This is a genomic window from Methylobacterium brachythecii (genome assembly GCF_014196345.1).
Lineage (GTDB): Bacteria > Pseudomonadota > Alphaproteobacteria > Rhizobiales > Beijerinckiaceae > Methylobacterium > Methylobacterium brachythecii.
Genome location: NZ_JACIDN010000003.1, coordinates 322,060 through 348,624, shown reverse-complemented (window position 1 = coordinate 348,624; position 26,565 = coordinate 322,060). Strand labels below are relative to the sequence as shown.

General features: G+C 64.8%; 19 protein-coding genes. 9 read left to right on the top strand and 10 right to left on the bottom strand.

The features are described from left to right. Nucleotides 1-19 precede the first annotated feature (19 nt). The 10 genes from GGR33_RS09270 to GGR33_RS09225 all read right to left on the bottom strand — a co-directional run bounded on the left by GGR33_RS09270 (nucleotide 20) and on the right by GGR33_RS09225 (nucleotide 12,435). Nucleotides 20-925 (bottom strand): hypothetical protein, encoded by a 906-nt coding sequence (locus GGR33_RS09270; RefSeq protein ID WP_183504271.1) that lies wholly within the window; start codon nucleotides 923-925, stop codon nucleotides 20-22. 130 nt (nucleotides 926-1,055) lie between these two features. Beyond that, nucleotides 1,056-3,893 (bottom strand): type VI secretion system ATPase TssH, encoded by a 2,838-nt coding sequence (tssH, locus tag GGR33_RS09265; RefSeq protein ID WP_183504269.1) that lies wholly within the window; start codon nucleotides 3,891-3,893, stop codon nucleotides 1,056-1,058. Continuing rightward, nucleotides 3,890-4,912, bottom strand: a complete 1,023-nt coding sequence (gene tssG, locus GGR33_RS09260) for a type VI secretion system baseplate subunit TssG (protein WP_183504267.1) — start codon at nucleotides 4,910-4,912, stop codon at nucleotides 3,890-3,892. The genes tssH and tssG overlap by 4 nt, the downstream gene beginning before the upstream one ends. Next, entirely contained in the window at nucleotides 4,909-6,864 is a 1,956-nt protein-coding gene (gene tssF / locus GGR33_RS09255) for a type VI secretion system baseplate subunit TssF (protein ID WP_183504265.1), read from the bottom strand. The genes tssG and tssF overlap by 4 nt, the downstream gene beginning before the upstream one ends. 43 nt (nucleotides 6,865-6,907) lie before the next feature. Beyond that, nucleotides 6,908-7,456: a type VI secretion system baseplate subunit TssE gene (tssE, locus tag GGR33_RS09250; RefSeq protein WP_183504263.1), complete on the bottom strand. Its 549-nt coding sequence runs from the start codon at nucleotides 7,454-7,456 to the stop codon at nucleotides 6,908-6,910. Nucleotides 7,457-7,612: 156 nt separating this feature from the next. Then, nucleotides 7,613-8,095: an Hcp family type VI secretion system effector gene (locus GGR33_RS09245; RefSeq protein WP_183504261.1), complete on the bottom strand. Its 483-nt coding sequence runs from the start codon at nucleotides 8,093-8,095 to the stop codon at nucleotides 7,613-7,615. Between the two features lie 126 nt (nucleotides 8,096-8,221). Continuing rightward, nucleotides 8,222-9,733: a type VI secretion system contractile sheath large subunit gene (gene tssC / locus GGR33_RS09240; protein WP_183504258.1), complete on the bottom strand. Its 1,512-nt coding sequence runs from the start codon at nucleotides 9,731-9,733 to the stop codon at nucleotides 8,222-8,224. Between the two features lie 56 nt (nucleotides 9,734-9,789). After that, on the bottom strand, nucleotides 9,790-10,323 hold the full coding sequence (gene tssB, locus GGR33_RS09235; protein ID WP_183505040.1) for a type VI secretion system contractile sheath small subunit: 534 nt from the start codon (nucleotides 10,321-10,323) through the stop codon (nucleotides 9,790-9,792). 206 nt (nucleotides 10,324-10,529) lie between these two features. Further along, nucleotides 10,530-11,870, bottom strand: coding sequence for a type VI secretion system protein TssA (locus GGR33_RS09230; protein ID WP_183504256.1), 1,341 nt, complete (start codon nucleotides 11,868-11,870; stop codon nucleotides 10,530-10,532). Nucleotides 11,871-11,883: 13 nt separating this feature from the next. After that, the gene (locus tag GGR33_RS09225; protein ID WP_183504254.1) at nucleotides 11,884-12,435 is read right to left on the bottom strand and encodes an OmpA family protein; all 552 of its coding nucleotides are present in this window, start codon (nucleotides 12,433-12,435) and stop codon (nucleotides 11,884-11,886) included. A 93-nt stretch (nucleotides 12,436-12,528) separates the two neighbouring features. Between GGR33_RS09225 and GGR33_RS09220 the strand changes: the two genes are divergently transcribed. The 9 genes from GGR33_RS09220 (at nucleotide 12,529) to GGR33_RS09180 (ending at nucleotide 26,563) form a co-directional block, all read left to right on the top strand. After that, the gene (locus tag GGR33_RS09220; protein ID WP_183504252.1) at nucleotides 12,529-14,376 is read left to right on the top strand and encodes a type VI secretion system Vgr family protein; all 1,848 of its coding nucleotides are present in this window, start codon (nucleotides 12,529-12,531) and stop codon (nucleotides 14,374-14,376) included. 11 nt (nucleotides 14,377-14,387) lie between these two features. After that, complete coding sequence (locus GGR33_RS09215) at nucleotides 14,388-14,951, top strand: DUF6931 family protein (protein WP_183504250.1); 564 nt, start codon at nucleotides 14,388-14,390, stop codon at nucleotides 14,949-14,951. A 58-nt stretch (nucleotides 14,952-15,009) separates the two neighbouring features. Then, nucleotides 15,010-16,401, top strand: coding sequence for a type VI secretion system-associated FHA domain protein TagH (gene tagH / locus GGR33_RS09210; protein WP_183504248.1), 1,392 nt, complete (start codon nucleotides 15,010-15,012; stop codon nucleotides 16,399-16,401). Between the two features lie 178 nt (nucleotides 16,402-16,579). Beyond that, complete coding sequence (gene tssK, locus GGR33_RS09205; protein WP_183504246.1) at nucleotides 16,580-17,917, top strand: type VI secretion system baseplate subunit TssK; 1,338 nt, start codon at nucleotides 16,580-16,582, stop codon at nucleotides 17,915-17,917. A 58-nt stretch (nucleotides 17,918-17,975) separates the two neighbouring features. After that, on the top strand, nucleotides 17,976-19,406 hold the full coding sequence (gene icmH, locus GGR33_RS09200) for a type IVB secretion system protein IcmH/DotU (protein WP_183504238.1): 1,431 nt from the start codon (nucleotides 17,976-17,978) through the stop codon (nucleotides 19,404-19,406). A gap of 40 nt (nucleotides 19,407-19,446) precedes the next feature. Further along, entirely contained in the window at nucleotides 19,447-23,103 is a 3,657-nt protein-coding gene (gene tssM / locus GGR33_RS09195) for a type VI secretion system membrane subunit TssM (protein ID WP_183504236.1), read from the top strand. A gap of 1 nt (nucleotide 23,104) precedes the next feature. Continuing rightward, the gene (gene tagF / locus GGR33_RS09190; RefSeq protein ID WP_183504233.1) at nucleotides 23,105-23,794 is read left to right on the top strand and encodes a type VI secretion system-associated protein TagF; all 690 of its coding nucleotides are present in this window, start codon (nucleotides 23,105-23,107) and stop codon (nucleotides 23,792-23,794) included. Beyond that, on the top strand, nucleotides 23,778-24,665 hold the full coding sequence (locus tag GGR33_RS09185; protein ID WP_183504231.1) for a PP2C family protein-serine/threonine phosphatase: 888 nt from the start codon (nucleotides 23,778-23,780) through the stop codon (nucleotides 24,663-24,665). Before tagF ends, GGR33_RS09185 begins: the two co-directional genes overlap by 17 nt. After that, entirely contained in the window at nucleotides 24,665-26,563 is a 1,899-nt protein-coding gene (locus tag GGR33_RS09180) for a serine/threonine-protein kinase (RefSeq protein ID WP_183504229.1), read from the top strand. Before GGR33_RS09185 ends, GGR33_RS09180 begins: the two co-directional genes overlap by 1 nt. The last annotated feature ends 2 nt before the right edge of the window (nucleotides 26,564-26,565 follow it).

Here is a 26,565-nt window from a genome sequence, read left to right as displayed (position 1 = left end):
AAAATCGGTACCCGTATTGTCAGGCGCCGAACGCATAGGCCGGTTTCAATCGTGCGGAACGGCCAATTCTTGCTATTCCCGTGACCGGTGATGGGCCCGAGATTTTGAAATAGTACTCAGTCTTTTCTTTTCCCGTCTCGTCTTCTTTCTTCATGTCGATAGGTCCAGTAATGGTGATATTGTCGTTCGTCATCGGCCCGCTGCGAGCCGCCCATCCTGAGCTCTGACAGATCGTGCATTTCACCTGATTGGACGAGATTGACTGAACACTGTCGATGATCTGCACGTGCCAAGGATAGGCGATGACGTTAAGAGGTCCGATCTGATCGAGGCGGGTGACCTCGGTGAAACCACTGCGGCCGCCGATGTACTGCGTGGGCAGCAATCCCGGATAGGCTGTATAGAATTCGATCGCTAGGAGGTACTGCTGGACGAAGCCGATGCAGTCCCAGCCGAACCCTTTTCTGTCGATGAAAGCCTGCATTCCCTCAGCGAAGCGGCTTCTGCTTGTCAGAAACGTACCCATCTCCACCGGCGGACCATCCTTCACGGTCTTTGAGCCGCCGTGACCGTTCGACACATAGTTGAACAGTTGAACCTTTATGGGCTGCACTTGATCGAAGTTATCGTAGCACCAGCCCCAGGTCAGAATGAGATCGCTGGGATATGCTTGGCCCTTGCCGATATTCGCCCACATGATCGTGCTGTCTTGTGGTCGTGTGCCAATCGTGAGGCCGCCTGTGCTTCTCATCTTGGAGATCGCACCGAGGAGGTCATTCGAAGTCGCCGAACCGCCATAGGCAGCATTGCCGCTCATATAGCGGTTCAACTTGATCGGCTGGTCGCCCCACCAGCCACACAAGCCCGTGTCGGCTACGAAGGTGACGAGATCGGATGGGGCCATCACGACGTTGATAACGGACATGTCAGCGTCTCCGGGGACTGCGGCGATCGATCAGTTACGAAATTCGGACGCGCGCCCAGATGACGCGCGTTTCTTGGGCGTCTGCGCGCTGGCAACACTCACGTTCCGCCGCATTGGTGTCGGCTTCGCGCTAGGGCTCGGCGGCAAGTGCGTTCTCTGAGGCTTCGCCTGTGCTCCCATGCGAGCTCGGAACGATGGGCTCTCGAATACCGGGCACTTCCGGGCCTCCGGTTTTCCTTGCCGTGTCGCCGAATTCGTAGGCGAAACGGCCGTCCCCGATCCCCACACGAACGCTTGTGAGCGTCTCTCCTTCGAGAGACCGGTTCAGGAATTCCCGCGACAGTTCCGGCAGCAGCGTGTTGGTGATGATGTTGTCGATCATCCGGCCGCCCGAATCCGGATCGTTGCAGCGGGAGACGATGTGCTCGACCACGGTGTCGTCGTAGGTGAAAGCCACCTCGTGGTTCTCGCGTACGCGCTTGCCGATCCTGTCCAGTTGCAGGCGCGCGATGCCCGACAGCATCTCCGGCGAAAGCGGGAAGTAGGGGATCGTGACGATGCGACCGAGTAGCGCCGGCGGAAACGCCTTGAGCAGTTCGGGCCGCAAGGCCTGGGCGAGCGCCTCCGCATCCGAGCGATAGCCCGGATCGCGCGAGAGCTGCATGATCAAGTCGGTGCCGACATTCGACGTCAGGATGATGAGCGTGTTGCGGAAATCGATCCGCCGGCCCGTCCCATCCTCCATCACGCCCTTGTCGAAGACCTGGAAGAAGATCTCGTGAACGTCCGGGTGAGCCTTCTCGACCTCGTCGAGAAGGATCACGCTGTACGGTCGGCGGCGCACCGCCTCCGTCAGGCGGCCGCCTTCTCCGTAGCCGACGTAGCCGGGAGGTGCGCCCTTGAGCGTCGAGACCGTATGCGCCTCCTGGAACTCGCTCATGTTGATGGTGATCATGTTCTGCTCGCCGCCGTAGAGCGCCTCGGCGAGGGCGAGCGCGGTCTCCGTCTTGCCGACGCCGGAGGGGCCGCAGAGCATGAACACGCCGATCGGCTTGTTCGGGTTGTCCAGCTTGGCCCGGTTGGTCTCGATGCGCTTGGCGATCATCGCGATCCCGTGGGACTGACCGACGACGCGCCGGTTCAGGGTCTCGGGCAGGCGCAGCACGGTCTCGATCTCGTCGCGAACCATCCGGCCGACCGGAATGCCGGTCCAGTCCGCAACCACGGAGGCCACCGCCTGCTCGTCGACGTGGGCGTAAATCATCCTTAACTCGGGCTCGATCGCCTCCAGTCGCCCTGCGGCCTCGCGTAACGCCGCTCGCCGATCTTCCGGCGTTGCGGGCACCTCCACGACGGGATGCTCCTCGCTCTCGAGGCTGGCTCCCACCGGACCGGTCGCCTCGACCGCGGCTTCCTCTGCTGCGGCACTGCTGCCTGCTTCCGAGAGCGCGGCCCGAAGCGCCTGGATCTCTTCGACGAGGGCCGTCTCCTGTTCCCAGGCAGCTTCGAGGCCGGAGAGCTTGTCCTTCAGAGCGCCGGTCTCGGTATCGATCTCAGTGATCCGCGCCTCACCGTCGATTCCGAGATCGCCGTCCGCCACGAGCGCTGCGCGCTCGCTGTCCTTGGCCCGGATCGCCGCGCGGGTGTCTGCGATCGCGGCCGGCACGGCGGTCTGGCTGATCGAGACGCGGGCGCTCGCTGTGTCGAGCAGGCTCACAGCCTTGTCGGGCAATTGCCGGGCTGGAATGTAGCGATGGGACAACTGCACCGCCGCGACGATGGCCGCATCCGAGATGCGCACGCGATGGTGCTTCTCCATTGGAGCGAGCAGACCGCGCAGCATGTCGCAACACTGCGCCACGCCGGGTTCGCCGACCTGGATCGGCTGGAAGCGGCGCGTCAGAGCCGGGTCCTTCTCGAAATACTGCCTGTATTCGGCCCAGGTCGTCGCTGCGATCGTCTTCAGCGTTCCGCGCGCGAGCGCCGGCTTCAGGAGATTGGCTGCGTCGCCGGTGCCGGCCTGCCCTCCGGCACCGATCAGCGTATGGGCCTCGTCGATGAACAGGATGATCGGTTTCGGCGAGGACTGGACCTCGTCGATGACGGAGCGCAGCCGCTGTTCGAATTCCCCTTTCATCGAGGCGCCGGCCTGCATCAGGCCGATATCGAGCACGTGAAGCCGCACCTCGCGCAGGGGCGGCGGCACGTCACCGGAGGCGATGGCCTGCGCGAAGCCTTCGACCACGGCAGTCTTGCCGACGCCCGCCTCGCCGGTGAGGATCGGATTGTTCTGCCGCCGCCGCATCAGGACGTCGATGAGTTGGCGGATCTCTTCGTCACGGCCGCGGATCGGATCCATCTCGCCCGCCTCCGCTTTGGCGGTGAGGTCCTGCGAGAAGCGGTCGAGGGCCGTCTGACCCTTCGCTCCCGGGGCCGTGGCGGTGGCTCCCGCGGCAACGGGACCGGCGCCATCCATGGGGCGAAGGTTCTCTTCGTCGGTCTTCGCCCAGACCGAGCGATGTTCGCCGATCAGCGTATCGACCGGGATCTTGCCGAATTCCGGCGACAGGCCGAGCAGCACCCGCCGCAAGTCGTTCGACTTCAGGGCGCCGACCAGGAGATGCCCGGAGCGGATCTGCGTCTCTCCGAAGAGCAGCGTCGCGTAGTGCCATCCGCGATCGAGCAGGTCGACGATGCCGTTGGCGATGCCCGGCATCTCGGTCTCGTTTCGCTTGAGGCTGTCCACCGCCTTGGCGAGGTCGGCGGCGATACGGCCGCGATCCAGCTTGTAGTGGTCGGCCGTGGCGGCAAGGTCGCTGCCCTGAACCTCGTGCAGCCGCCCGATCCAATGGGCGAGCTCGACGTTGCGGTTCCCGGCACCGCGCGCCTGGCGCAGGGCCTGGATGAAGGCGTCGTAGCCGACGCGGTTGAGCTTACCGGTGACGGTTTCGAGGCTGATCTCGCTCATGCTGCAAACTTCCCGCCCTGCTGGCCGGCGCGGTCGACGCGCTCGGCAGGCTGGAAGCGGGCATCACGTCGGTATCCGTCGGCCGACGTCGTTTGCCCGATCCAGCTCGTATAACCGATCCTGCCGCTGATCCCGAGATGCACCGGCTGCACGCAGGTGACGGGAAGCGCCAGTTCGACATCCCAGTCGAACTCGTCGCCCAGGTAGAAGAAAACGAGATCCGCCAGCGGCTCACAGCTCGCGCCACCCGGCAGGAACCGCTCGTACTCCTTGAGGTCCGCGGCATGGATGCGCAGGCGAATGCGGTCCTCAATCGAGAACACGCTGCGGCCCAGAACGAGATCGTGACCGAGGCGGCCGTTCGGGCCGCCGAGGCGCGACAGATCCGTCGCGTCGAACTGGAGGAAAGCCCCCATGAACTCGTCCACCTCGACAGCGACGCCGAGGAGGCCGGCAATCGCTCCGCGAAGGCGAGAGGCGGAGCGGGTGGCCGGTCCCAACAGGCCGGCGAAGGCGATCTTGCTGCGATCGGAGAGCGCATCGCGATCGCGCAGGCTCGGCAGGCCGAGACCGACGGACGCGCCGATATAGGCCTCGAAGCGGTCGGCCTCCGGCCTGTCCGCCTGGGCGATGGGCCGGGCGTCGGCCCAGGCCCGGAAGAAGAGTTGCAGAAAACGGTTGTTGAACAGATCGAGGAAGCGCGGAAAGGCGTCGTCGCGCTCGATCAGCCAGCCATACACCTCGTCGGTCGTTCCGAGCGGGAGCGCCCCCTGAGGCCCGAGGAGGCCGAGAAACTTCACGATGAGACGCAAGTCGCCCTGTTCGTCGCGCGTCGCGGAGGCGATGTTGCAGGACGGAAAGTCCAGATACGGGTCTTGCCCGAGCGTGACGGCATCCGCGTCGCGGGCCGCGCTGTCGCCGACGCGGGGTCGATCGGGATAGCTGCGCTCGATCCGGCGCAACGTCGCAAAAAAATCATGCGCCCAGGGAGCGGCCTCGAGCCGTTCGCGGAAGCTCATAGGAGCCTCCGTCCGCCGACGCGCGGTGCCCAGCGCATGATCTCGCCGCGCTCGACCGTGCGGATCACCGTCTGGGTGAAGTGATTGAGCGAGGCGTATTCCGCGAAGAACCGCTCGAGGATCGCTCCAAGCAGGAACGGCCCCGTTCCCTCGAAAGCCTTGTCGTCGAGCGTCACCGTGACCTCGGTGCCGCGAGCGGTTCCGGTACCGATCCGCTGGCGAAGGCGTCGCACGACGGGCCGGCTGTCGACGCTGCGGACGCCGCGGATGCGCCGCTCGACCGCGCTGTCGGACAGATCGGCGAAGAGCATCAGGGCTTCACGCAGGGATTCGGCGCCCCGGCCGCCGCCTCGTTCGACTAGGCCAAGCGGGTTCAACCGGAGCAGGCTGATGAGGCGCCAGGAGACGGCGCCGGTGAACAGGTGCTCGGACCTGCCCCGCAACTGAGCCACCACCGGTTCGCGCGGCCGCGTCGGCCCCGCCGCACAGACCACGCGCAGGGCACCATCGTCGGCGAACCGGAAATCGGCGCCCGAGGCCCCGATCGGCAGCAGCTCCGGCAGGTGCCGGTTCGAGCACAGCGCCCGCACGCTGACTTCCGCCACGCTCGTTTCTGCATCTATCCCCGCGGGTTCGACCAAGGACAGGAAGATGTCGGTGCCGGTGTAGTCGGAAGCCGCCCCCTGCAGCCGCTCCCTGCCGGTGCGTCTGCGAGGCATCCGGCGCACGGTATAGCTGAGGCCGGCGGAGCCGCCCGCGACACTGCTGCCTGGCGCATAGAGCGGAGGCACGGGAACCTTGCCTTGCCGGCCGGGCTGATGCGCGAAGACCTGCAAGATCCGGTGCGGCTCGAAGTCGAGGGGCCGGCTGCGGTCCGCGACGAGGTGATATTCGTGCCGGCTCGCCTCGACCGGCACGCGATCGAGGCTCATCTCGAACAGGTTGACGGCCGGCACCGCGTAGAGCGCAAATGCATCCGGCCGCATCGTCGTTCCAAGGCGGGGGCTCGCTTCGTCGAAGGTGAAGATCACATCGAGCAGGCGGCTGCGGACCTGCTTGAGCGGACCTCCGAGCCGGGTCAGGCGGAAGCCGAGAAACTTGCGCGGGAAAGCGAAATATTCGCGCAGGAGATCGAACCCGTCGAAGATCCGATTGTCCTTCGGGAACAACAACTCGTCGGTATCGAAACCCATGGGCTCGATGCAGTCGCGATCGAGCGGCACGACGATCGGATCACCGAACGCGTCGAGATACCGAAGGAAAATGCCGGTGCGGTCCGCGAAGAGCTGCTCGTAGATCGCGACCGCATCGGCCTCGGGTCCGACGAGGTGGATGGGGAGATTGTCGATGGCGCAGCCGGCGAACAAGGTCTGCGGATCGTCCCCCCTGTCCGCGGTTTCGTCCTCGAGGCGAGCCGCCACGCGGTGGCGGAGGGTCAGGCGCATCCCGGCGACGGCATCGCGCCTCTCGATGCCGAGCGCCTGCAAGGGCCCCGGATGCGAAAAGTACTCGGCGGCCATGATATCGAAGGGCCAGAGCCGCAGGGGCGCCGTGGTTCGGAAGCGGCAGGCGACCTGGCGGTCGCGTTCGCGGTAAGTGGCCTCGAGATGCGCCCCCGGCGCGATCCGCGGACCATCCCTCAGGGCAGCATCGCCGTAAGTCGGCTCGACACGTGCCAGAATGACGGCCGGGGTCGGAGCGAGATAGTTGGGGACGAGCTGCTCGAGAAGGTTCTGCGTGAACTCGGGGAACTCGTGCTTGAGTTTGAGCTGAACCCGAGCGGCGAGGAAGGCCGCTCCTTCGAGCAGCCCGGTCACCATCGGGTCGCTCTGGCCTTCGACGAGGCCCCCGAGCCGCTCGGCGATACCCGGATACTCCTCCGCGAACTCCCGAGCGTGATCGCGCAGGAAGCCGAGTTCGCGGTTGTAGAGGTCAAGAAACTCCCGGTTCACGGCAGCCCCCGCTTCGTTCGGAGCCTCGTCGGCACTCGCGCGCTCATCGCTGGGCGACCTTGATGCGGCCGGTATCCCGCTCCAGCTCCGCAACGAACTCGACGGGAACGTTGAGCGGGTCGGCTTCAATCTCGGCACGCACCACGAAACGCAGCTTGAGTTCCGCCGGATCGATCGTGCTGTCGCGCTGAGAGGTGATCGATGCGGGTGCGAGGCGCGGCTCGAAGATGCGCAGGGCGGACACGATCTCGCGCCCGACCTCGTCGACGCCGATATCGTCGATCGACAGTCGTGAAATGTCGACGAAGCCGTGATTGAGGATGGAGCGTTGAACCTGAGGAAAGTCGCTGATGTCGGTATCGGCTGCGAACTGTACGGCATTCATCAGCCGCTCCAGGTCCCGCGCCACGCTGCGCTGAAGGTCGTTCGCGGTGACGGCTGCACGCGCACCGGAGCGTCGTCCAGCCAGGACGCGCTCGCCGCTCTCGTCCCTGACATCTACGTGAAGGCGGGCGTCCTTCTGCGCATGGGCAGCGCGGAAGGCTTCCATGACTGGAATGCGGATGCGCTTCGCGTCGGCACGCGCGGCCATGCCTTCCCTCCCGATGCTCCCTCAGGCCATCGCCGGAGATCTGCGAAGAACAAGCCGCCCTGCAAAACGGGCGGCTCGTCTGAAGACCCGCTTCGAAGCGGACCACGTGGTGCGGGCCGAGCGCGTGCGCGCCTCAGGGCGCCACGAAGACCGATCTCAGCCGGCGATATTCTTGGAGACGTGCCACTTGTGCTCGACTTCGGCGCCCTTCGACCCGTCCTTGTTCTGAACGGCATACTTCACGTGGTAGGTGCCGAAGTTGAGCGTGATATTCTCTGTGAGACGATCCTCGCTGCCCGAACCGCCCATCGAGACGTGCGTCACAATGATGTCTTCGAGCTCGATGGTGAGGTATTCAAGCGGCTTCTCACCGGCCTTCCGGACGATGAGCTTGCCCTTCGCGATGTGTTTGCCATTGGCACAATGCTGAAAAAGGACTGGGCTCGACTTGTCGAGATGCTTGGTGATGCTCAAATCCTGGACGCTGACCTTACCCGAGCCCGAGCCCGATCCGCCATGGGTCGTGCCCGACTGGCTCGCACCCCACGACCAGGCAAGCACGTCGATCTCGTCCTTGTACTTGTCGTCCTGGGCCTCACCCTTGATCCCATCCAGCTTCAAAAAGATATCAACTGCCATAGCGAACTCCCCTCAATTGACCTTGATCGTGCAGCATGAGCGCCGATCGGAGATGGTTGGATACGCGTCGAGAAAACCCCCGACCAAAGCTCGGGGGTTGTCTGCCGTGATTTTGGTGAGTGCCGATTACTGCTTGGGTGCCGGGAGTCGCGAGACGAGACTCATTCCGATATCCATGCCCTCGAGTTGATAGTGAGGACGCAGATAGAAGTTGGCCGAGTAGTAGCCGGGATTTTCTTCGTTCTCGAAAATATCGACACGCGCGGCCGCGAGAGGCTTACGAGCCTTGGTCTGCTCACTGGAGTTGATCGGATCGCCGTCGACGTACTCGTTGATCCATTCCTGAAGCCAGCGGGTGAGCTGATCCTTCTCTTTAGTCGAGCCGATCTTATCACGCACCATGCACTTCAAGTAATGCGCAAATCGCGACACGGCGAACATGTAGGGAAGCCGCGCGGACAGGTTGTCGGAGGCCGTCGCTTCGACCCCCTTCTCGCCATAAAACTGCTTCGGCTTGTAGACCGACTGAGCTCCGATGAAGGCAGCCTTGTCGGAGTTCTTGCGGTGGATCAGCGGGATCAAGCCGGACTTCGCAAGCTCAGCTTCACGACGATCGCTGATCGCGATTTCCGTCGGGCATTTCAGGTCGATGCCGCCGTCGTCGGTCGGGAAGGTGTGGCTCGGCAGGTTGACCACTTCGCCGCCGGATTGAACGCCGCGGATCCGAACCGTCCAGCCGCAATCCTTGTAGGCACGGTTGATGTTCACGGCCATGGCGTAGGCCGCGTTCATCCAGGCGTATTTCTCGCCGGCATGCCCGTCGGTCTGCTCCTCGAAGGCGAATTCCTCGACCGGCTCGGTCTTGGCGCCGTAGGGCACCCGGGCCAGGACCCGGGGCATGCAGAGGCCGACATAGCGGGCGTCGGCAGAGTCGCGCAGGCCCTTCCATTGGACGTAATCGGGCGTGTCGAAGATCTTCGAGAGATCGCGCGGATTGGCGAGCTCCGTGAAGCTGTCCATGCCCATCAGCGTCGGATCGGCCGCCGCAAAGAAGGGCGCATGGGCCGCGCTCGCCACCTTCGCCAACTCGCGGAGCAATTGGACGTCCTGCGAGAGATGGCTGAAATAGTAATCGGCGACTAGACAGCCGAAAGGCTCGCCGCCGAGCTGACCGAATTCGGCTTCGTAGACCCGCTTGAACAGCGGGCTCTGATCCCAGCGTGCACCCGGGAAGAGGCGGAGGTTCTTGTGAATCTCCTGCTTCGAAACGTTCAGGACCTTGATCTTCAAGGTCGTGTCCGTCTCCGAATTGAAGACGAGATAGTTGAGGCCCCGCCAGGCGCTCTCGATTTTCTGAAAGTCCGGGGTGTGGATGATCTCGTTGACCTGCGCGGTCAGCTTCTGATCGATCCGGGCGATCATCTCCTCGATCGTGTCGAGAACGTCGTCCTTGATGAGCGTGGAGTCGGCGAGCGCCTCTCGGATCAAGGTGCCGACGGCGTTCTCGACTTCGGTCGCAGCGCGCTCGGTGCGTGGCTTGAAACTCTGCTTGAGCAGATCCGTGAATTCGTTGGTATCGCCGGTCGCGACACCAGCCGACACGGATTCCTTGGCGAGCTCAGTTGAAGCGGCAGCCATCTAGACATCTCGCGGAAGATGAAAGCATTCAGGGGGAAAAGATCGATCGGGGACGATCAGGAAGCCGGCGGCGTCGGAGCCTCGGGCTGCTGTTCCGGCGCGGCGAGACGATCCTTCAGCGCCTGCATAAGGGCAGGATCCTTCAGAAGCGCCTTGATCTGGTCACTCGCGGCGACCTTGCCATCCATGTAGCGCAACAGGTTCGCAAGCTGCTCGCGAGCCTCCAGGAGCTTGTTCAGCGACGGCACCTGACGTGCGACCGCAGCGGGGCCGAAATCGTTCATCGTCTTGAAATGCAGCTCGACCGACATCTTGGAGCCGCTCTCGGAGAGACGGTCGTCGACGTTGAAGCGAACGCCGGGGTCGATCGCGGCCATGCGCTGGTCGAAGTTGTCCATGTCGATATCGACGAACTTACGCTCGGCGACATCCGGCTTCTCGACCGACGAGGCATTGCCGGAAAGATCCGACATGACGCCCATGACGAAGGGCAGCTCGATCTTCCGCTCCGCGTCGTATGGATCCTCGTACGTGATGTGAACGCGCGGCGGACGATTCCGCTTGATGAACTTATGGCTGCTGTCGGACATCAAGATATTCCCAGTGATGGCCGCCCGCAGAAAGGGGACAAAGCCAATCGATGGTCGAGCTAGACCTTGTTCTAGACTGGAGAATGTCCTCGCGGAATTCCAAAAACAGTCCAACAGATTCTGGCGCCCGACGCAAGAGCCAAGTTGCGTCCATATGCAGGCCAATCCAGGCTCCCGACGCCATGTCGGCGTCACCGGAATCGGCATTATTCTTCAGGGAGCACGTCGCGCAGAATGGCCAGGAAGTCCCGGTCGGCGACGCCGATCGCCTTGTCGATGAGGAGCGGGATCGGGCTGGCGGGCTCGTTGCTGCGAAAATAGGTGCCGGCTTCCTTCAGCAGCGCCACGGCCTCGGCCCGGCTTCCGGCTGAGAATGAGACGGCGGGTGCCACCGTGGCGTCTTCCCCCTCGTCCTGGCCGGTCTCGGTCCACGCATCCGCAGAAGAGCCGCCTGGATCATCGGGCACGGAGGCGAGCTGATCGAACGTCAATCGCAATCCGCGATTGCTCCCGATCGCGAAGACCGCCTCGTCCGCGCGATTGGGCATCAGGATACGCATCACCTCGATGAACGATTTGCCGACGAGCATCTGCGCCTGCCGCACCAGGATCTCGGCTGGGCTCGAAGGCTCTCTGCTCCGGAGATATCCCGCTGCCGCGGCCAAGGCGGCGGCGGCATCGGCCGCGGTCGCGATCTTGCCGGAGGCGCGAGGAACCGAGGGCTTGGTGTCTGCAACCGCGGCCACTTCGCCGTCGCCCGCTGGCGCGGCCTCCTCTCCCGGTGCTGGGCCGCCGGTCTTGCCGACGAGGCTCCAGATGCGCCCGACGAGAGAGCCCAGACGATCGAGCTTGACGGCACTTTCATAGCCGCCCCGCGCGATCGTCACCGCCGACAAACGGGCGACCTCGTCCGATATGCGCTGGAGCGCGTCAGCCTGAGCTTGCCTCGATTCCGGCTCGCCCTCATCGATCGCGTGCTCGATCGCGCTCCGATCGAGCGCCGGCTCACCCTCACGTGGCGGGATCTCGCCATTCGCCACCATCATGGTGCGGAAACTGATCGCACCATGGCGCCGGCTTTGGGCCAGCACGACGTGCTGCAGGGGCAGGATCACGGTCGCCGTATCGTCGAGCCCTTGCAGGACTGCTCCGCGAAGCTCGTAGTCGCCGCCCTCACCGCGCGGATGAACGGCATCCCAGTGCGCATCGAGCAGCGAGACGATCGCCGCCAGGGCCTTGGCGAAGCCAGCGAGGTCGCGATTGAGCATCGCCAGTCGCGCAAGCAGGGTCAGCACCCGCAGGTCGCGCGTCCGGTCGAGCAGGGCGAGAAGCGCCTTGTTCTCCCGGTTGAAGTCGATGCTGGCACGGTCGAAGGGCTGCTGGCGCCCTTCGTCGTCTCTCGTGAAGAAGCTTGCCGGGAGCAGGCTCTCGACATGGGAGGTCTGATTCAGGAAGTCGAGGTCGCCGACTTCGTCGAGATCCTCGCCGCATGGTGCGTCGGACGATAAGGGTTCGACGAGCTTCGTGTAATCGAGTTCGAGCGCCACCTCCGTCGTGCGCCTACTGGTTGCGCAGGCGGGTCTCGACCCGCCGGTTCTCGCTAGACATCAGATCGGAGACGAGCGGCTTCTGCTTCCCGTAACCCTTCGCCTCGAGGCGATCGTCCCCGACGCCGTGCACCGTCAGATACTTCACGACCGCGGCGGCTCGGCGCATCGACAGGTCGAGATTGAAGGCGTCGCTGCCCATGCCGTCCGTATGGCCCTCGACGAGGAAGTGCGATGCGGAGAGGTTGGGGTCCTTCAGCGCGCGCGCGAACTCATCGAGGTTTGAACGTGCCGCCGAGGTCAGCCGATCGGAATTATAATCGAAGTTGACCTTCAGGTCGAAGCCGTCGACAGGCTTAGACTGCTCTGGTATGGCTTTGGCACACTCGGTCTCGGTTCCGATGCAGAGTGAGCGCGACCCGCCAAGCGCTTTCGTTGGGGAAAAATGGGCCACGATATCCGAAGCCTTATAGGCTGGATCGGCTCGCACTGGCGCGCCCATGGTAACTAATCCAATAGTTGCGAGCAGTAAAACCTTCGATGAAGATCGAATCTCATTCGTCATTGCGCAGATCCGAATCAGAGGACACATTCACGCTATCCTTGCGTGCTGCTCGGAACGATTTAACGCTGCTACTTCCAAAAATCTAGCGCGGATATGGCTGTGAGTGTTGGTACTTCAAGCAACTTCTCCCAGAAAGAGCGGGTCGCCGAACTGGTGACGGCGGCAGGGCGCGATAAGTTCGTGTTGATGCACTTCGAAGGTGAAGAAGGACTGAGCCGACTATTCGAATACAAGATCGACGCCCTCTGCGATGACCCGAACTACAATTTCGACAAGGTGCTCGGTAAAAATGCACATGTAAGATTTCGTTCCTATGACGGCGTCGACCGGTTTTTCAACGGCATCGTCGTGGATACGGAATGGACTGGTATCAGGCAGGCATCGAATGCTTATCGCCTGACGCTGCGTCCCTGGCTCTGGCTCCTCGGGCGCCGGGCGGATTGCCGGATCTTCAAGGACAAGTGCGTCCTGACCATCATCGAGGCCGTGTTCAAGGATGCCGGCTTCAAGGATTTCGATATCAAGGCCCAAAAGGGCGATTACGACCAGATCGAATATTGCGTCCAATACCGTGAAACGGATTTGCAGTTCGTGACGCGGCTCATGGAAGAGTGGGGAATCTATACCTTCTACGAGCACAGCGAGAGCAAGCATCAGCTCATCCTGGCCGACTCGCGATCTTGCCATGAGCCTGTAGCGGCGGGCGGCGGATCCATTCCCTTCATCGCGCTCGACGGCATGGATCGGCGCGAGCGCGAGCACCTATCGAACTGGCGTTCGGGACGCAGCTTTCGAACCGGCAAGTTCGCGACCCTGGACTACGACTACATGAAGCCCACGGCGAATCTGAAGGCCGACGCGGAGGGTTCCGAGCAGTACGAGAAGTCGAAGCTCGAGGCCTACGACTATCCGGGCCGGTATACCGAGCGGGATCTCGGCAACAAGCGCATGAAGGTGCGGCTCGAGGCCGAGCAGGCCGTCGATCATCGCAGGAGCGTTTCCGGGGATGCGGCGAGCCTCTTTCCCGGAGGTCTGGTGACGATCCGCCAGCATCCGACCGATGACGGCCAATATCTCGTCGTCGCGGCCCGGCACGTCATCGCGCCGGAGACCTATCGCAGTGGCGAGGGTGCCGCTCTGGGCGAACTCTACGGTGGCAGCTACGAGATCATGCCGGTCGATCGCCCGTTCCGTGCCCCTCAGATCACGCCGCGCCCGCGCATTCAGGGGCCTCAGACCGCGGTCGTGACGACCCGGAAGGGCAAGGAAAGCGAAGAAATCGACGTCGATGACGAAGGGCGGATTTTCATCCAGTTCCACTGGAACCGAGACAAGGACAAGATTTCGCGCCCGGTGCGCGTCGCGCAGATGTGGTCAGGCAAATCCTGGGGATTTCAGGTGATACCGCGCGTCGGCCAGGAAGTCGTCGTTCAGTTCCTGGAAGGCGATCCCGATCAGCCGCTCGTCGTCGGCACGGTCTACAACAAAGATTACGCGTACCCATACAAGCTGCCGGACCAGAAGACGGTCTCGGGCATGAAGTCTGACTCGACCAAGGGCCATGGCGGCTTCAACCAGCTGACCTTCGACGATAAGAAATCGTCGGAAAAAATTGCCATGCGGGCGGAAAAGGACTTGGAATCGGTGGTTCGCAATTCGGAAACACGTGAGATCGGCGTCGCCTTCGATACGCCGAGCGGCAAGCCTTCCCGCGAGACGACGCTGAAGAAGGGCGACGAGAAGCTCAAGGTCGAGACCGGCAACTGGAAGGCCGACGTCGCCCAGGAAGTGCATATCAAGGCGGGAACGAAGATCGTCCTCGAAGTCGGAGCCAGCAAGATCACCATGGATCCGGCTTCCATCACGATCGAAGGGGGGAAGATCAGCGTGCAAGGCACGGCGCAGATCGAGGAGAAGGCGCCCCTCATCACTCTCAACTAACGGGCTCGTGCATGACCGGCTCCCGCTTCAGCAGCGCACGAGACATCTTTGCCGCCTTCCCGAGTGCAGAGCGCGACATCAGCGCGCCGCCGAGCGACGAGCCTCCTCTCGTCTTCCTGGAGAGGCTGCGTCGCGGCGATACGCCTGAGGACGCAGTCAGCCTGTTGGCCTACGCGTTGGGACGGCGTGAAGCGGTCTGGTGGGCCGCACAAAGCGTCCGGCTCATGCTCGGCATCGGGATGGGCCAGGAGGACGCGCCGCTCCAGGCCGCGGAGTCATGGGTGCGCGATCCCGACGACCTGAAGCGCCGTGACGCCTTGCGCCTCGGCATGGGAGGCAACCATCGACTGGCGACGCCTTGGGTCGCCCTCGCCGCAGGCTGGTCCGGCGGAAATGTCGGCCCCAACAATCATGCCGTGGTGCCGGCAACGCCCGAAATGACGCCAAAAGCGGTGCGAACCGGCATTCTCGTGGCGCTCGCGACGGTGACGGCACACGATCGATCGAGCAAGCTGCAGGCCAGCGTCGATCTGGGCATCCCGCTGATGCGACCGCGTGAGGGACGCACGTCATGAGGCACCACGAGACCGAGCGATCGGCCGCGGGTCACCCTTCGGTGTCGGAGGGCCGCCGATGACCCTGACCCTCACGATCGAGAACTTCGATGTTCTCCCCGATGGCGGCCCGTTGAGCATCGATCTTTCCGGCCGACGGGGGATCGATATCGGTCGTGACCAATATCTCGATTGGACCTTGCCCGATCCGGATCGCGAGATCTCGGGCAAGCATGCCGAGGTCCGCTATCGCGATGGCGGATATTGGATCCGGGACGTCTCGAGCAACGGGACCTTCCTCAACCAGAGCGGTCAACGTCTTCAGGAGAACCATCGGCTGAAAAACGGCGACCGGCTGGAGATCGGCCGGTACATCATTCGCGTGAAAGTCGACGACGAGGATCAGCCGGCGGCGTCGCCGATGGTCGCCGATCCAGTCGCGCCGGGAGATTTCTGGGAGCCGTCCGGAGAGGTCGCCGCACCGATCCCAAGCAGCCAACTCAGGTCCGCTGCGTCGTCGCGACCGGTGCGACCCGATTTCGTCGACTGGGCCGTCGACCTGCCGTCCGAGCCGAGATCGAATCCGAGGCCACGCGACGACGCGATGGATTGGGCACGGACCACGCCGGAGCCACCGCCTCCCCCCCGGCCGCAGATGCCGAGTCCCCGGCGTCCCGCCTCCGAACCCGCGGCGGAGTCGGTTTGGGCGGCCGATCTGCCCTCGGCTCCGCGAGCATCGCCCGACCGGAGCGCAGATTTCGAAGACGCTCCCGTTCGCGCAGCCGCGGAGCGGCCGGTTCCTCCTCTGCAGCCGGTGAGGGAGGCCTCCCCGTTCGGCGACGACGACGCCGCCCCTCGAAAGCGGCCGGACCCACGGCCTTCCTCGTCCTCGAACGATGACGGGGAATTCGTTCGTCGCTTCGCCGCGGGTCTCGGCATCGCACCTGAAATCCTATCTTGGCAGGATTCCGGAGATCTTGCTGAAGAGGCCGGCGTCTTGCTGCGCCTGAGCGCTGAGAGCCTCAAGCAATTGCTGGCTGCGCGCGCGGAGTCCAAGCGGACGGCCAAGGCGGCGAACCAGACCACGATTCAGGCTCTCGAAAACAATCCGCTCAAGTTCGCTCCGACCGTGGACGATGCCCTGCGCATCATGCTCGGCCGGCCGTCGAGTGGTTATCTCGAAGCGCGCCGCGCCATGGATACTGGGTTCCGCGATCTGAAGACCCATCAGATCAAGACCTATGCGGCCATGCAGAACGCCCTGCGGCTTCTGCTGGACGAGTTGAGCCCCGAGGGCGTCGAGGCGTCCGACGAGAAGGACAAGGGATTGGGCGCTTTGCTTGGCTCTCGCAAGGCACGGCTCTGGGACATCTACGCGACTCGATGGGCCGCCCTCTCCTCGCCGCACGAGGACGGAATGGTCGACGCCTTCATGATGTTCTTCGCCGATTGCTACGATCGGGGCCGATAGCGGACGGTTTGCACAGGGGGCACCGTCGCAAGCGATCGAGAAACGTCTCGCGCCATTGGACAGACCAAAAAAAGCCGGTATGCATCCAGTGACGGCCGCGCTGCAGCCGGCCTCGCGACAGACGTCGCGGAGCAGCCAGCGGTAACCCTTCCACTCAGCGCCCGGAGAGCGCGCGGCAATGTCTTGGAAGAGCAAGGTCGTGTGGTCCGAGGGGCTTTTCCTGCGGCCCCATCATCTCCAGCAGAGTGACCGTTACGTCGAGGGGCTGGTCGAAAGCCGCACACGGCACGTGACGCCGTATCCGTGGGGCTTCTCGACACTTGAGATCGACCGGGATCTCGCTCAGCAGAGCAAATTCGCCCTGAGGCGTGCCACGGGGGTCATGCCGGACGGCACGCCCTTCGACATCCCGGCCGAGTCGCCCTCACCACCCCCAATCGACGTTCCGGAAACGGCTGGACGGCAGGTGCTCTGGCTGACGCTGCCCATTGGTTCACCCAACACGCGAGAAGTCGAGGGCGCAGAGGCCGACAGCGCGAGCCGTTTCGTTCCGGCGAACACGAGGCTGATCGACACGACCTCGGCCCTGCGTGTCGAGGAAGACATCGAGGTCGCCCATCCCCGCCTCGCCTACGAGCTGCGCAAGACCTCCAAGCCGGGTTATGTCGGCCTGCCGATCGCGCGGGTCGTCGAAGTCCGCGACCGAGCGATCGTCTTCGACGAAACCTTCGCGCCGCCGGTCCTGACCTGCGGCAGCCATCCCGTCGTGCATGGCTGGATCGAGCGCGTCATCGGCTGGATCGACAACAAGCTCGAAGAACTCGCGCGCTACGCTGCTGATCCAACGGCAGGGGGTGGTCTCCAGAGCGCGGACTACTTCATCCTGCAACTCCTCAACCGGCACATCCCCGTGCTGCGCCATTTCGAGCAGTCGCGCTACGTCCACCCCGAGCGTCTCTACGAAGAGTTTCTTCGTATCGCCGGAGAACTTGCAACGTTCACGACGGCGGAGCGGCGAGCGCGCGACTATCCAGCCTACGACCAGGACGACCTCGAGAACGTTTTCGCGCCTTTGCTGCGCGATATCCAAGACTTCCTGTCGGCACAGCTCGGCCGTCGCGCGATCAGACTGGAGATCATCGAGCGCGCGCCGAACGCCTTCGTCTCGATGATTCGCGATCGGAACTTGTTCCGGAACGCCAGCCTGATCCTCGAAGTCTCCGCCCGGCGTCCGCTGACGGAGATCCAGAGCCAGTTTCCGCATCTGTTCAAGATCGGGCCCAACACGAAGATGAACGAGATCGTCCATGCCCATCTGCCGGGCGTGCCGATTGTTCATCTGCCGGCGCCTCCTCCCCAGATCAGAGCGATCACCGATCACCTGTATTTCTTGCTCGACCGGCAATCGCCCCTATGGCCCGAGTTCTCGGTGGCGAGCTCGATCGGCATGCATTTCTCCGGAGACTGGCCGCAGCTCGAGCTCGAGCTCTGGGCCGTGCTGGAGGGGCGGCGGTGAGAACGCGCGGGCTGCGTGAGACCTGCCTCTGGCTGCCCCGGCGCGGAGAGGGCTTGCCGTGAGCGATCCCTTCGGCCGCGGCGACCGTACGATCATCCGGCCGGATCCGGGCGGCCGACGGCGGCCGGCCGAGCAGGTGCCTGTTCAACCCCCGCCGCAACGCCAGCCGCTGCCGCAGCCGACCCCGCCGCAAGCCGACTCGGACGATTGGGCGCTGTCTGATCTGTCCGCGCGGAACCGTCCTGCGCCACCCTCTGCCGAAGCCGGCGATCGCAGCCGCGCGCTGGTGCTCAAGCGGGACGTGGTCACCGCGCCGAACAGCAACCCGTTCCTGCGCGCGGCGACTCCCCTCCTCCTCCTGCTCGGCCGCCTGCGCGTTCAGTTGTCGACGGCCTCGTTCTCGAACCTGATGGAGCAGGTCGCGGCGAGCATCGACGATTTCGAGAAAGATACCCGCGGCTCCGGTGCCACGCCTGAGCAGGTGCGTTCGGCCAAGTACATCGTCTGTGCGACCGCGGACGACATCGTCCAAAACATTCCCACCGACGAGCGTCACGTCTGGACCCAATACAGCATGCTGAGCCGCTTCTTCGGAGAGCGGGTCGGCGGCGTGCGTTTCTTCGAGGAGTTGGAGAAGGCCAAGGTCGATCCGAGCAGCAACTTTCATCTCCTCGAACTGATCCATGCCTGCCTCGGCGTCGGCTTCCAGGGCATGCACCGCACCAGCGGTGGCGGAGCGGCCGCGCTCCAGCAGATCCAGCGCAACCTCTATGAGTTGCTGCGCCGCACACGCGCAGTGGGCCGCGAGGTCTCCCCGCGCTGGCAGGGACAGGCGATCGCCTCGGAGGCGTTTCGGGTCCAGGTTCCCCTCTGGGCGACGGCGGCCGTGGTTGGCGCCGTCCTCCTGGGGTTGTTCCTGCTGCTGAGGACGCTTCTGACCGGCAACACCGAAGCTGTCGCGACGGAGCTGGTCTCCCTTCATCCGAATACGGAAATCGGCCTCCAGCGCCGGATCTACGCGCCTCCGCCGCCTCCCCCTCCTCCGCCGCCGGAGAGCCAGGCAGGCCGGTTCCAGGACGCCCTGAAGGCCGAGATCGCTGACAACTCCATCGCCGTCGTCGAGAACGGCAATCAGCTCGTGATCCGGATCGCGGCCGCGTTGTTCCCGCCCGCCGATGCACGCGTCAAACCGGCTTTCACGGCTCTCCTGCAGCGCCTCGCCGGCCTGCTCGACAAGAGCAGCGGCCCGATCAAGGTCGTCGGCCACACCGACATCTTCCCGATCAAGACGGTGCTGTTCCCGTCGAATTTCGTCCTGTCGGAGGCGCGTGCGCAGGCCGTCGCCACCATCCTGAAGGCGGGCCTCTCCAAACCCGATCGCATCACGATCGAGGGCAAGGGCGCGGACGTGCCGATCGCCCCGAACAAGACGGCCGAGGGACGCGCCCGCAACCGGCGCGTCGACATCGTCGTTCCGCGCGAACGCTGAGGGTGACGGGAATGGCCAGGGGCATCGCGAGGCGGACCCGATGACGTTACGGGCCTGGCTGCGCCTCGCGGCGCTCCTGCTCGGCGCGCTCGCGCTGTCGGCCCTGTTCTGGTGGGCTGGGCCGCTCGTCGCGATCGCCGACGTGCGGCCACTCGAACCCATCTGGGTCCGTGTCCTCATCTGCGTGCTGATCTGGCTCGGCGTAGCCGGCACGATCGGATGGGAGATCTATCGTCGCCGGAAGGCGACGCGCGCGCTGCAGGCCGAGCTTGCCGGCGACCAAGCCGACGCGACGGGTGACGCCGACGTCCTCAAGGAGCGCATGGCCGATGCCCTCGCCACGCTGAAGAAGTCGCATGGCGGCAAGGGCAGCCCGCTTTACGATCTGCCCTGGTATGTCATCATCGGTCCGCCCGGAGCGGGGAAGACGACCGCGCTCGTGCGCTCGGGACTGAAATTTCCTCTCGCCAAGGGCCGTACGCCGGAGGCCGTCGCCGGGCTCGGCGGTACCCGTTACTGCGACTGGTGGTTCACGGAAGAGGCCGTCCTGATCGATACGGCCGGTCGCTACACCACCCAGGATTCCGATCCCAAGGGCGACCGGGCGAGTTGGCTGTCCTTCCTGGATCTGCTCCACCGGACGCGGCCCAAGCAGCCGATCAACGGCGTTCTCATCGCCATCAGCCTCGAAGACGTGCTGACCGGCAATGAAACGGAAATCGAGCAGCACGCCACCGCGATCCGCAAGCGCTTGGTCGAGCTGCACGATCGGCTGAAGGTGGATTTCCCGGTCTACGCCGTTTTCACGAAGGCGGACCTCGTTTCGGGTTTCACGGAGTTCTTCGGGCAGCTTTCGGAAACCGATCGGCAGATGGTCTGGGGACATACGTTCCAGACAGCCGAGAAGACCCGCAACATGATCGGCGAGGTCCCGGCGGAGTTCGACGCGCTGGTCGAGCGGCTGAACGAGTGGATGCCCGACAGGCTCCAGGACGAGGTTGCCCCAACGTCGCGCGTGGTGCTGTTCGGCTTCCCGAGTCAGGTCGCGGCGGCTCGCGCCCGCATCGTCGACTTCCTCGGCCGCGTATTCGAACCGAGCCGCTTCCATGTCAACGCGACGCTTCGCGGCTTCTATTTCACCTCAGGCACCCAGGAAGGCACGCCGATCGACCAGATCATCGGCGCGCTGTCGCGCAGTTTCGGCTCGCAGGACATCGCCGCGGCCTCGTATTCCGGCCGGGGCAAGAGCTACTTCCTGACCGACCTGATGCGGAAGGTCGTGATCGGCGAAGCGGGATGGGTCTCGACGAACCGCGCGGCGATGCGGCGCACCAACCTCGTGCGCCTCGGGGCTTACGGAGCCCTGGCGCTCGCCTCCGCCGTTCTCGTCGGGCTGTGGTGGACGAGCTACCTGCATAACGGGCAGCTCGTCGCGCTCACCAACTCCCTCACGAACAAGTATCGTGCGGACGCGGCGGAGACGTTGCGCGAGCCGGTCATCGCCGACCGCAACTTCTCCAAGGTGCTGCCGCTCCTCAACTCCTTGCGTTACCTGCCGGCAGGTTATGCCGGTCGAGACGAGGGCGAACCGATCCTTGCGACCTTCGGACTCAGCCAACGGCCGCGACTGCGCTCGGCCGCAGAGACGAGCTACCGCGCCGGCCTGGAGCGTCTGTTTCGGCCAAGGCTGATCTTCCGGCTCGAGGAGCAGCTCGAAGCCAACCGCAACAATCCCGGCTTCGTCTATGAAGCTCTCAAGGTCTATCTGATGCTCGGCGCCCGGGCCGAGGGACCTCTCGACCGGGGTCTCGTCGTGAGCTGGTTCCGTCGGGACTGGACCGAGAACCTCTATCCGGGCGCCGGCTTCGCCAGGGGGCGGCAGCTCCTCGAAGACCACCTTCAGGCGATGCTCGAACTCGACGACGGCAGCGCGCCGCTCGTTTCCCTCAATCAGGCGCTGATCGAAGACAGCCAGCGCACGCTCGCGCGGCTCAGCATCGCCGAGCGCACCTACGAACTCCTGAAATCCGATGCCCGCGGCGCCCTCTCCCGGGATTGGACGGTCCAGCGCGCTGCCGGGGCGGATGCCGGCCTCGTCTTCGAAGCCGTCGGCGGCGGCGATCTCGAGACCGTGCGTGTGCCGTTCTTCTTCACCTACGACGGATTCTTCGAAGCCTTCATCGACCGCTTTGGAGAGGCCGCCGACATTGCCGAGCGTGATCGCTGGGTGCTCGGTTCCGCCGGCGAGCAGCAGGCCTACAAGGCGCAGTACGGCTCGCTCTTCACAGACCTCTTGAGGGTCTATTCGCGAGAATTTCAGCAGACTTGGGCGCAGAACCTGAAGAAGCTCAAGATCCGCTCGCTGACCGCCGACAAGCCGCGCTATCTCGCGTTGCAGGCGATCGCGGCACCGACCTCGCCGCTCAAACTCGTCATCGAGTCGATCATCGACGAGACGCGATTGACGCGCGAGCGTCCCACGCGTCCCGACGCGTCCCGCGGATCGGCCGATCCGCGGGCGGGCAAGGCCAAGGCCGTGCTCGGTGCCGCTGCCGGAAAAGAAGCGGAGAAGGCGCTCAGCTCCGTGCTGCCCTCGAACATCGCGGATACGGCGACCTCCCTCGGCCGCGTGGCGATGGAGGGACGGCCGGGTGGCGGCGCGGGCGCTCCGGACCGCTTCGCTCTCCCGGCAAACCAGGCCCCCGGCGCGTCCATCGAGGCGACGTTCCGCCCGTTCCACGTGCTGATGGAGGGCGATGCCGGCCGGCGTGCGACGGACGCCCTCGTGAATAATCTCAACGAGATCAAGAACGCGGCGCTCGAAGCCACCAACCCCAACCAGTCGGCGCCTGCCAACAACGCCCTGGTCACGCAGACCGCCGCCCTACGCTCGCTGGCGTCGCGCTTTCCGCAGCCTTTCGAGGCGATGATCCGGCAGGTCGCCAACGAATTCGAGGGCAATGCCGCAGGGGCTGCCGTGAGCCAGCTCGGCAAGGCGCTTGCCGACGAGGTTCTGCGCGATTGCCAGCAGATCGCAGTGAACCGCTACCCCTTCGCCCGCAACAGCGACCGTGAGGTGCCCCTCGCCGACTTCGCGAAGCTGTTCGCGCCGAACGGGGTCTTCGACAAGTTCTTTACGCAGCATCTCGCGAGCCACGCCGATCGTTCCCGTCCGCAATGGACCTGGCGGGTCGACGACCAGGTCGCCCGGGGACTCTCGGCGGCAACCTTGCGTGAGTTTCAGCGCGCCGCTGAAATCCGCGATACGTTCTTCTCGACCGGTGGGAACATGCCTGCGGTCGCGTTCTCGGTGACGCCGATGTCTCTGAACGGCGACGCCGGCAAGGCGACCCTGGACATGAATGGAACGGCCGTGGTCGCCCAAGGCGGCGTGAACACGCCGGTGACCGTGCAATGGCCCGGGCCCGCGACGCCCGCGAGGACGGCGCTTCAGATCGAGGGTACCCCGAGCTTCTTCGGCACGTCGAGCGGGGGAAGCGTGCTCCTGGAGAAAACCGGAACCTGGTCCCTCTTCCGGCTCCTCGACGGCGGATCCATCTTGAAACAGGGCGACGCCGTCGTCGCGACGATCACGGCGGGCTCGCGCCAGCTCTCCCTGCGTTTCACGACCAGCACCGTGCAGAATCCCCTGGTCCTGCCGGCCCTGCGCGAATTCCGCTGTCCAACGGGGATCTGAGATGCCCTGCGGACTCTACGGCAAGCTCCCGGCGAAACGCGATTTCATCGCGATGGCGATCCCCGGCGGCTTTCTGAAGACCTGGGAACCCTGGCTTCAAGGTGGCATCGCGGCGAGTCGACTCGCCTTGGGCGAAAACTGGACCGCGGCTTTCCTGCATGCGCCGATCTGGCGATTCTGGCTCGGCGCCGACGTCGCCGGTACCACGAGTGTAGGCGCTCTCATGCCATCCATCGACGGCGTCGGACGATATTTTCCGCTGACGCTCGTGGCGCAGGGCGCATCCGGAGCGGAGCTGCCACCGCCCGAATTCGAACCGTTCGATGGATGGTTCGAGGGCGCCGAAGACCTGCTGCTGTCCGCCCTCGACGAAGGAGCGGACTTCGATGGAATCACGGGCTCTCTCGCTCGGTTGTCGGAGCCGATGCCGTCGCGGCTTCCGTCGTCGCGAGATGGGGTGACACAACTGAAAAGCGGAGCTCTGGTGTCGGAGGCGGGATCGGGCGACTTCGCGGCGGCGATCGACCGTTTGAGAGCGCACTCCGCAGAGTCCGTCCACGGCGGGATGAGCTACTGGTGGACGGCTGGTGGCGATGAGTTCGCCCCGCGTGTCGCGTCTTGCCGCAGAATGCCGCCGCCGGATTTCTTCACGGGGTTGCTGACGGGGCGGTTCGATGACCTCGCCGCTTGACGCCCCCGGAGCGCCAGCAGGCGACGGCGCGGCTCTCGATGGAGGCGGCCCGGTCTTCCGGTTTGAGACCGGGTTCGTCAGCCATCGGGGCCGAGTGCGGACCGAGAACGAGGACCGGTGCTTCGCCGCTCCGGAAATCGGCGTTTTCACGGTTGCAGACGGCATGGGCGGCCACGCCGACGGCGCCTTCGCCAGCGAGACCGTGGTCGAAGCGCTTGCCTCGATCGGGACCGCCGTCTCTGCCGCGGACCTGATGGCGCGGCTCGAGGACCGCATTCTCAGGGCAAACTCGGTGCTGTGGTCAGCCGGCGAGAAGCGCGGAACTCCGGTCGGGTCGACCGTCGCGGTCCTGCTGATCTTCGGGGCCGACTATGCCTGTGTCTGGTCCGGCGACAGCCGGATCTATCGCGTCCGTGCCGGTTCCATCGTGCAACTGACGCGCGATCACACCGAGGGACGCGATCTCTTCGAGCAGGGGCTGCTCACCAAGGAGCAGTCGGTGAACTGGCCGCGCCGCCACGTGATCACGCGCGCCGTCGGCGCGCGCGAACTGCCCGAGGTCGAACTCGAACAGGGTGCGGTGCAGGCCGGCGACGTCTTCGTGATCTGTTCGGACGGGCTGACGGGTCCGCTGTCGGACGAGGACATCCTTCTCGCTGCCGGCACCTCCGCTCCCCAATGGGCCTGCGACGCGCTGCTGTCGCTCGCCCTCGATCGGGGAGCGCCGGATAACGTGACCGTCGTGATCGTCCGTTGCGGTCAGGCCGCAGCCGGCGGCAGGCCAAGGCCGCCCGTCCGACCGGACCGGAATATCGACGTCACGAACGCGACCGTGGCGCAGCCCGGCCCCTCCGCGAAAGGGAGGTCGTGATGAACGAGCGAACCGTCATCGGAGGCCGCAACCCGACGCGGTCCGGACCCGGAACGCGGCTCAACGATCTCTACGAGATCGACGAGCTGCTCGCCGTCGGCGGGATGGGCGAGGTCTTTCGCGGTCACGTGATCGAGACGGGCGATGCCGTGGCGATCAAGACGATCCGCCCTGAATTCGCCGAGCAAGCCCATGCACTCGCCCTCTTCCGAAAGGAAGCTGCCGCGCTGCGCGACGTCCATCACGGCGCGGTGGTGCGCTACTACGTCTTCTCGATCGATCGCCGCCTGAACCTTCCCTATCTCGCCATGGAGTTCGTCACCGGTCAGTCGCTCGCCGAGCGGCTTCAGGCCGGCGCACTTGACTTCAGGGATGTCGAGATCTTGCGGCGCAGGCTTGCCGGAGGCTTCCAGGCCGCTCACGAGGCCGGCATCATTCACCGGGACGTCTCGCCCGACAACATCATCTTGCCGGCGGGCGATCCGGCACGGGCCAAGATCATCGATTTCGGAATCGCCCGCACGCCGACCGGCGCGACGGTCATCGGTGAGGGCTTCGCCGGTAAGTACAACTACGTCTCGCCGGAGCAACTTGGCCTCTACGGCGGGGCCGTGACGCCGCGTTCCGACATCTACAGTCTCGGTCTCGTGCTCGCTCAAGCGAGCCGCGGGCGTCCGGTAGATATGGGAGACAGTCCCGCCGAGTTCATCGCACGCAGGTCGAGCGTGCCCGATTTGGGCGGCCTCGACGGACGTCTTCTGCCGCTGATCCAGGCGATGCTGCAACCGGATCCCGAGCGGCGGCCGGAAAGCATGGCTGCGATCGAGACGTGGCAACCACCCCAGCGCAAGGACGTCGGCACCGGGGCTCCCGCTAAGCGGAACCGCTTGCTCATCGCGGCTGGCGGCGTTGCTGGCGTCGTCGCGCTCTCCGCGGCGGGATGGCTGGCGCTGTCTCCCAAGCCGGAGGCGCCGATACCGAATACCGGCCCTTCCCTGACTGAGCGCTCGATCCCGAAATCGGTACGGGAAGGGCCGGCTCACGATGCCGGCGAGCCGGACGTCGCTCCGAACAATCGGCAATCCGGAGCCGCCTCCATCGAACCACCGCCGTCGTCGACCAACAACGAAGCCGTGCTCGCTCCGCCTGCCGAAGAGACCGGCAAGATGGAGAGGGAGCCGGGTAAGACGACCAGGGAGCGCAATCCGCAGCTGGCGGCCCTTCCGCCCGTGTCCAACCCGCCAGCGAAGACCGAGCCGCCGCCGGCCGTGACCGGCATGGAGCGGGTTGCCGCCTATACGCGCGACTATCGCGGGGGCTCGTGCTTCTATCTCAACCCGACCACATCGAGCGCCAAGGAAACCGACATCGAGGGCTTCGGCGTCAATCAGCAGGCCTTCAAGGCTTTCGACGAGGCTTTCCGCAACGCCTTCGGATTCGAGGCACATATCCAGCTTCGCCTGATCGAAAGCGGGCAATGCCCCGTGGTCGACCTGCTTTCGGCCCAGGCGAAGGCCAAGCCGGCCAACGTTCCGCTGCTCACCGTCGATTCCGATCAGATCCGCAGCGGCGAAGAACTGCGCGGCAGCGTCGACATGGCGCAGACTTCCAATCTCAAATTGCTGCTCGTCGAAGGCGACGGCACCGTGCACGATCTCGAACCATCGCTGAAGCGCTCGGGCGGCAAATCGAGCTTCGCCGTTCGGCTCGAGAAGCCCGCGCTCGGCAAATCGAAACCTCAGCTCCTCGTCGCCGTCGCGAGCGCTGATCCCGTTTCGGGCCTCGGGGCCGGAGCGCGGGGTTCGAGCGAGTCCGTCTTCGCCGCGCTGGCGAAACAGGCCGCGGCACGGAATGCTCCGTTCGGCGTCGCCGTGCGCTTCCTCAAGGTCGGAGGCTAGGT